Raw genomic sequence first — 7472 nt, forward strand, 5'->3', positions numbered from 1 at the left:
ATCGGCCTTGTGGTGGACGATCAGAGAGCGCTCATCCTTGAAATCTGCTATGTTCCAGCACCATCGTCCGTTTGCCGCGCGGTGCGAAAGAAACGGTGGACCAATCGAAGTCGGCCCGTACCGGCCATTGGCCGGGCTCCACCCCCGCTGCGATGCAGCCCGTCATTCCGGACTTTCGCCGCGAATGCAAAATCTAGTGGCCGACGAATTCAATGCTCATGACTTGCCTGAGTGGGTTCGTTTGCATGCCGATTTTTGGGGACTTCCCGTGTCAGCCGCCCATAACTCTCGATGCTCAAGCAGAGCGGCATTGATATACACTCTGACCAAAAGCCCGCTAGCTGGCGAAGTTGTCAAATAGAGACAATTGCCGCCTGGGCAGCCACTGAAATGCATTGTTTTGGTCCCACTCCAAAGCTCTGGTTCTCATGTCTGACAGCAACGTTTCAGACAGCCGCTTGCGCGAGAAACTACTTGCTTCGTAGGACAAAATCTCCTCATTGGAGATATCCTCAAGCCCACTCACAACAAATGCAGAAAGCCTTGGCCCAGTCTGAATTTCATCAGACAAGCAAAGTGTTCGCAGCGTGCGGACTAGTGCACCAATGGCGTTCGGGTTGTCTTCCAGTACGAGTTCCAAATACTTCTGAGACAGATCGGAAAAATAATTTTGACCGTAGTGTAGCGAACCAGATCGCCAGTCATATAGAATAGCGTCCCAATTGAAGAAGGTGGTTTCGAGAAGGGACAACGGACTGAGCGCTTCGACAACACCCTCCGCAAAGGCCCAAGTTCGCGAGACCTCCCATACATCAAAGTTCCATCTTCCAAAACGCACACGATGTCCGCCAAACTTGTTCTGCACTGCGTCGTACCGGCCCAAGATGTCCATGAAGGCTTCAACATCATGCACCTGAACAACCGTATCTACATCGCTGGCGAAGCTCGGAGCACCAAGAAGGGAGATGTCCCTGAGTGCTCCACCAAAGACAAAAATATCTGCGCAAACAGACACTTCGTCAATAAAGCAGCCCACAGCCCGACGCTCAGCCATCGGCTCATCGAAGAAGCGACGGATGCGCTTCTTGGCGGCTTTCTGGTCAAGTGCAGGTTTCATCTCTCTCCTCAACAGCGAAGCTCTCTAAGTTCCCGCTCAAAGCTTAGTGCGAAGCCGTCAGTCATACCAGAGATCATGTCTGCGAGCAATTGACAGCGGCGATAACCCAACGGCAGGTCCTCGTTTGGGCTTTCAAAAACTCGCCGATAATTCTCCGAGATACGTCCGTAGGCGTATTTCTCAAAAGGAGTTCCGGGATGCCCTTTGGTCTCCTTCCGCGGGTCGCCACGGCTAACGATGGCAGGCCAAAGCATGTCCATGATTGAATGGATAACTTTGTGTCCTTCCAATTCCAATTCAAGAACACTTCGGTGCTTGTAGGCGTTTTCGAACGCAAAACCTTTCAGCTTTTTGCAAAGCAATGCTGCGCTCGACACGGCAATGAGATCATCTTTCAAGGCACCTTGCTCAATATCGGATTGCCTCTCTAGGAAAGCCTCTATGACCGCAGAAACCATGTTTCCGATGGCAAAAACCCGGAACATCTGGGTTGAAAGATCATTCACTTCGTTCGGCGACAGTTTTGCATCTTTGTGCTTTTTGTGCTGTGCGTCCGCTCGCTCGCAGACATCTTTGATCACAGCGTCGGCTTCAGGTTCTCCGTCCGCCCCAGCTTCGAGATAGCTGATCAAGTCTCTGTAGGAAACCAGCCCTTTCTTTACCGCATCTTCCACATCCAAAACCGAATAGGCAATGTCGTCGCTTGCTTCCATCAAAAAAGTTAGCGGATGCCGCAGCCCCTCTTTCAGCCCGGTTTCTTTCCAGACGTCCGCCACCACATCAAGTTCGGAATGAAAGCATCCGAACTTTTTAGTCGCAATGTTTGACTTGTCCTGTTGCTCCGATGTCCCAGGGTACTTCATTAGAGCAGCGAGTGCGCCACATGTAAGATTGAGCCCAAAGTTGTCGTTCATGATCTGGAGCTTGGTGAGCACGCGAAGCGCTTGGGCATTGCCCTCAAACTTTTCGAAGTCGAGGCGCATACGCCTCTTTATATTCGGCGAAAGGTCTAGGCCCTCATCATTAAGGAATTCGAATGCAATCTCCTCATTCCTTTTAAACCAATCTCCAATGGCATACTCGCCTTGATGGCCAAACGGTGGGTTGCCGATGTCATGTGCCAACCCTACCGTCGCGAGGATTGCGGGCAGATCACGCTGAAAATCTACTGAGTTAAACTCGGTTCCGTCACGATGAGCGAGTGCAACACCAATACTCCGTGCAATATTGGAAACCTCATGGGAGTGAGTAAGGCGCGTTCTAACGCTATCATTTTTCTCTAAGGGAAAGACTTGGGTTTTATCGGCCAGCCGCCGAACGGGAGTGCTAAAAAGAACCCGGTCGTAATCGCGTTCAATTTCCGTTCTATCACCACCTGCGTTCAGTGGCTTCTCGTTTTCTTTGTGCATGTCTTTCCGCCGGGTTGCGGACATAAGTTTCTTCCAGTCCATTGCATTCTCCAAATTGTTCTGTTGCTTTCCGCGTTGGGTCAAAGAAAGTGAAAAGATCTTTGTGGTGTTAGTCGGATTGTATCTGTTCGTTTTATCATTTGTGGCTTCCGCCGCCTTCCGCCGGTCGCGGTCACGATCTCTACTTCCGGTGATTTGATTAATGCGCTGTTGAGGTCATCTGAGTGGGCGGGTGTTTGGTTATATGTTTGATCGAAAAAATCCGCGACAGATAGAGAAGCCTCGGGAGTACAATCCCTAAGGAACTTAGGTATATCAGCCAAAAGTTCCTCCCTTGCACCTCGCCGCGAGTTCGCATCAAACAGGTACAGCGAAGCATCCTCGATAGAGTTGTACCTCAACATTTGAAGGCCAGACCGACCCACATGCGCTTGCGAATTCTTTTTTCGGTGCAAGATATCGTTATAAACTTGTCTGGCCCGGAAGGAATTCGCGAAATGTACCAGCCAGTACTCCCATCCACTTTGGTTGTTAATCGAGAATGGGCTGACGAAATTTGCCAGCGTTTGGAACTCCTCAAATACGACTTTTTCGACTGCCGCAAGCCACTCCTTCTTGGTCTTGTGCAGGGAGATTTCTGAGATTTGCTCGTCAAACAATCTTTTGTCTTGTCTTCTCGTGGGACTGATGAATGCCAAGAAGGACTTGATAGAGAATGTTAGGAATACTTCGGAAGACCGCGTCAGCGACAGAGTCGTTCGAAGATGCTCTTCCGATACATCAGCGTGACCATACTGATCGAGGTTGAAGATGGTGTTTCGAACCCTAGAAGCCACAACCATTTGAGCGATACTTGGAAGGTTGCCCCCGAAATCGCCTTCGAAATATTTCACGTAGAACGTTGCACCGCTGTGCTGGTCTTGGTGTTCCTGCAAGAACGCGTCAACACTACCTCGCAGGGCCTGTATGGCAACAGGGGAGAGGTCATTGAAGTACATGAAGAACTCGAAGGAAATCGGTTTGAACCCGTCTATTTTCCTTCTGAGATTTACCTCGGCGCTCACTGATTTAAGCGTTTGGAGCACCATCAGAGGCGAACCAAGCGTACCACATTCGTATGCTCCGGCTCCGCAGAACCCATCCACAAAGGACAGTCGAAATCTCTCTTGCTGAGGCAAGCTACATCTAACACGAACATACTCGTGAATGTACTCTTTGATAATCGCGAGCTTGATCTTGGAGTGCGGACGGATTTTGGCACCGTTCTCCCAGTCATACTGTCTCTTAACCATGCTGAAGGCGCTCCGAAAACCCTATGGAGACACCGAAATTGTAGGCATTTCTTCCCAAACTTTTCCCCGAAACAGCCTCCCGTTCGCTTTCTTAGAACGCCTCTTGTTGTCTTTTCCCCACGTTCCCCACTGCTTGAAGAAAAACGCAGTTCCATAACGCTGGCACAAAGTGTGAATTTCATCAATCCACTCTTCTTTGATGGGGCGCGCTTGTGATCCGCTCTCTCCGCCAACAATAGCCCAATGGATGTTGCTCAGATCAATATCTCCAACCGGCGCAATTAACGGCTCGAAGGAAATAAACCGGATTATTGCAGGAGTGACAGAAAGAGCGTCAATTCTCGCAGCCGTATCAGCGTTTTCGACGCTAGTTCCAAGCCAAACATTTGGAAGCACCGTATTGAGATGGTTTTTCACGAACTCAAGCATACGCTCAGGTCTTTTAGTCAGAATTTGATACTGATGGTGTGGCGTTTCCTCCATTGTCCGCCAAACTTTTTCAACGAAATCGAACGGCACTCTCTCATGAAAGAGATCGCTCATGGAGTTAACGAAAACTTTTCGAGGCTTACGCCATTTCAGCGGGGCCTCCAAAGACTTTTCATCCAGATTGATGGCACCTGTCCAAACGGTTCTCTTACCCGAACGCCGCGCAAGCCCTTGATACTTCTCCATTCCCATTGCTTCCAACCGAAGAGCCATATACATCGCATAACAGTTCGTGCATCCGCTAGACGCCGCAGTACACCCGGCAACTGGATTCCAAGTTGTGTCAGTCCATTCAATCTCTGACAAGACAGTCTCCATGGGTCAAAACCACCGATATCTCAGAGAGATAGCACGAGATCGGAAATCCTGCATCCCTGACGAAAGGTGGTTTCTGATCGCTGATGCGTACATCCCGGAGCCGACGACGGTGCTATGATCGCAAACAGCAACCAAGCCGCACGAAAGCACAGTCGTCTAATGCCGCCGAAGTTGCAAGTTTGTTCACATGCCGTCGAGCAAGTAAAAGACCTACCTAATCTCTGTCAAAACGCGTCGCGTTCGAGTTGAGGATCAAACGTTGGCAAAAGCGAGTGATGGATCGGTCGCATCATATCTCGGTCTGAGGGGCACCTCACAAACCGCTTCGAATGTCAGCTTCCTCCCAGAAGTATCGTCGATACCGCTTCTGCAGCAAATGACGGCTCCCCGCCCTTCTTGTGGAAAGAGCGCCTTCGCCCTGTTAGCAGGGACTGTTATGGGGGCCGAGTGCCACGTAGCCCGTCCAAGGTGATGGACGGCAGCGTGTCAGAACCCGAGGTCGGCAAGACGTGCTTCATCCAATCATAGATTGGTCGTCGAGCCTTCGCTAAGGGTGAACGGGTCATGCTGGCAGGTGCTGGCCCCTGAGCCGGTCACGACCTTCTGGGTATGGTTAATTACGTCCATGCTTCTAGACCGGAGCAGGCACGATTTCGAGCGAATTGCTGGCGTAACTGCTTCCCTTGCGCGACCTTACTCTGGAAAACCTCCACCGCCTTGAGGATCAGCTCGTCCTCGGACATCTCGCCGGTCGATACCTTCTCCTCGCCCATGATGTAGCCGCCGTCCTTGCGGATCGCGGGCAGCACATCGCGGGTCACCCAGTCTTGGAAAGCGCGGGCCGCTGGTTTGTCCGACCGCAGGATCAGCTTGTAGAGACCGCTTTCGTTGACGACGGTGGGGGCAGAGCCGCGCATACCCTTTATCCGATGAAGCCTTTTCTCGTCATCGTGCAGAGGGCGCACGGCGTTCGTCGTGTTGCCGATCCCGAGAACACGGCACACATCAGCCGCCACGAACCACGGCTGACCCTCAATGGTCACCACGCGGATGGTCGATGAGTTGAAGAAGAAGGTGTTGACGTTGCTCATCGTGTTTCCTTTCCGGTTGTCGGATGCGCTTGAGCGCCGGGGGTTTTGGTGAGAGCGATGGTGGAGGTTAATCGGCGAGGACCGGCCGGATGCCGCCGCAAGCCTCGGCGACAACCCCGGCGGAACGGCCTTTCGGGGACACGGTAGCGGCTCACCCGGAATTAAGTTCCACCATCGCATGACCCGAACCATCGGGCTGCATTCCCGACAACCTGCCCCTCCACCAAATCGTTTGGCCTCCCGTTCAGGGAGCAACGGAGGCGTGCATCCTCAACACGGATAACCCATGCCCCATGCACATGTATCTTATCCTGCTGACCAACCAGCGTTTTTTCCTGACGCTGCCGCCGAACTGGTATGTCCTCTACATAGCTTTGATAGAAGCCATACTGGTTCAGTTGGCCTGACCTCTTCGACCATGAACGAGGTTGTCGAGACCCTTCATCATCACGGACAACACCTCTCCTCCCAACACCATGACGCCCTGCAAAGCGTGATCCAGACCATGACCGACATGGCGGAAGGGGCTGCGGAGCGGCGGGTCTATGTGTCCAGCCTCGACCCTGGAATGGGAAAGACCACGTCGCTGATCATCTTCCTACGGCAGTTGATGGGGTCTCAGGACCACGGCGATGTCGCGGTTCTGGTCTGCCTGTCGCGCAAGGCCGAGATCGAGCGGATCGTTCAGGATGCGGGTCTGGAGGAGGTGGACTTTGCTGTGCTGACCAGTGACGACGAGGTCAACGCCTTGTCTTCCACACCGCCCGGCGAAGCGCGTGTTCTCTTCACAACCCAGCAGATGCTTCTGTCCAGGCTGCGGGGAGGACGCTTCGAGGCATGCTCCACCTTCCACTACCAGGGTCTGCCTCGTGAGGTCCGGGTCTGGGACGAGACGATGGAGCCGGGTCAGGTGGTCATGCTGTCGAGCGATGACATTGGCGGCCTCCTGGGTTTCTTCCGGCGTGTCTCGGCAGACTTCGCTGACAAGGTGGATGGTCTGATGGACCGGCTGCGGAGGGCAGACATCGGGTCCCTGTTCCGGTTTCCGAAGCTAGACCCTGAAGTCCTTCAACGTGCTGCGGCCATGCTCGGAAACGAATGGCGGACAGCACATGTGGAAGCGCTGGCGCAGCTGTCGGGTCAGCAGGTCCGCGTATGCCCAGGCTGGGGCAGCCAACGTGTTGCCGTGCTTGCCAGGGCGATTCTGCCGGAAGACCTGGCTCCTGTTCTGGTGCTGGACGCCTCGGCGCGAGTGCGTGAGACCTACAAGCTGTGGGCGGAGACGCGAGGCGGTGTGGTCTTCCTGCCATCGGCGACCAAGGACTACAGCCCGCTGACGATCCATGTTGCCCGGAAGGGCGCTGGCAAAAGCAGCTGGGGACAAAACGGCCCAGTACTGGCGAAGACTGTCGCTGAGATGCGCGGTTGCAGGCCGGATGAGCGCTGTCTGATCGTCCACCACAAGGCCGACAAGCACCTCGACGTCCCCGGTCTCATCAGCACAGCCCTCGGTCCCGACGCCTCAGCCAGCACCAGCTTTCTGCACTGGGGGATGCACCAGGCGACCAACGAATACGCTGATGTGCCTGTCTTGATCCTGGCGGGGACCTTCAACCTGCCGCCCAGCCAATACATGGGTCTCGCCCATGCCAGCCTTGGCTTGCCGATGGACAAGGCGCTGCCGGACGGTGTGGAGAAGCGTGTCGCTCTCGGAGAGCATGCACATGCCATCGTGCAGGCGGTTGGTCGTGGCGTC

Annotated in this window: 6 protein-coding genes; 1 reads left to right on the forward strand and 5 read right to left on the reverse strand. The window is 53.8% G+C overall.

Annotation, left to right across the window (positions count from 1 at the left end; genetic code table 11):
• Positions 1–337 precede the first annotated feature (337 nt).
• The 5 genes from EV656_RS16260 to EV656_RS16280 form a co-directional block, all read right to left on the reverse strand.
• Positions 338–1117, reverse strand: coding sequence for a hypothetical protein (locus EV656_RS16260; RefSeq protein ID WP_132605821.1), 780 nt, complete (start codon positions 1115–1117; stop codon positions 338–340).
• A gap of 8 nt (positions 1118–1125) precedes the next feature.
• Complete coding sequence (dgt, locus tag EV656_RS16265) at positions 1126–2568, reverse strand: dGTP triphosphohydrolase (RefSeq protein ID WP_132605823.1); 1443 nt, start codon at positions 2566–2568, stop codon at positions 1126–1128.
• Between the two features lie 38 nt (positions 2569–2606).
• Complete coding sequence (locus EV656_RS16270; RefSeq protein ID WP_132605825.1) at positions 2607–3818, reverse strand: three-Cys-motif partner protein TcmP; 1212 nt, start codon at positions 3816–3818, stop codon at positions 2607–2609.
• Positions 3819–3839: 21 nt separating this feature from the next.
• Positions 3840–4625: a phage Gp37/Gp68 family protein gene (locus EV656_RS16275; RefSeq protein ID WP_132605827.1), complete on the reverse strand. Its 786-nt coding sequence runs from the start codon at positions 4623–4625 to the stop codon at positions 3840–3842.
• A 617-nt stretch (positions 4626–5242) separates the two neighbouring features.
• Positions 5243–5716 carry a BRO-N domain-containing protein gene (locus tag EV656_RS16280; protein ID WP_132605829.1) on the reverse strand — a complete coding sequence of 158 codons (474 nt, stop codon included), beginning with the start codon at positions 5714–5716 and terminating at the stop codon, positions 5243–5245.
• Positions 5717–6134: 418 nt separating this feature from the next.
• On the opposite strand from EV656_RS16280, the gene EV656_RS16285 reads away from it, so the two are divergent.
• Positions 6135–7472 (forward strand): DEAD/DEAH box helicase family protein (locus EV656_RS16285; RefSeq protein WP_132605831.1); only part of this gene is annotated, 1338 nt, incomplete at its 3' end.

Origin of the sequence: Rhodovulum adriaticum (genome assembly GCF_004345735.1) — a bacterium.
Lineage (GTDB): Bacteria > Pseudomonadota > Alphaproteobacteria > Rhodobacterales > Rhodobacteraceae > Rhodovulum > Rhodovulum adriaticum.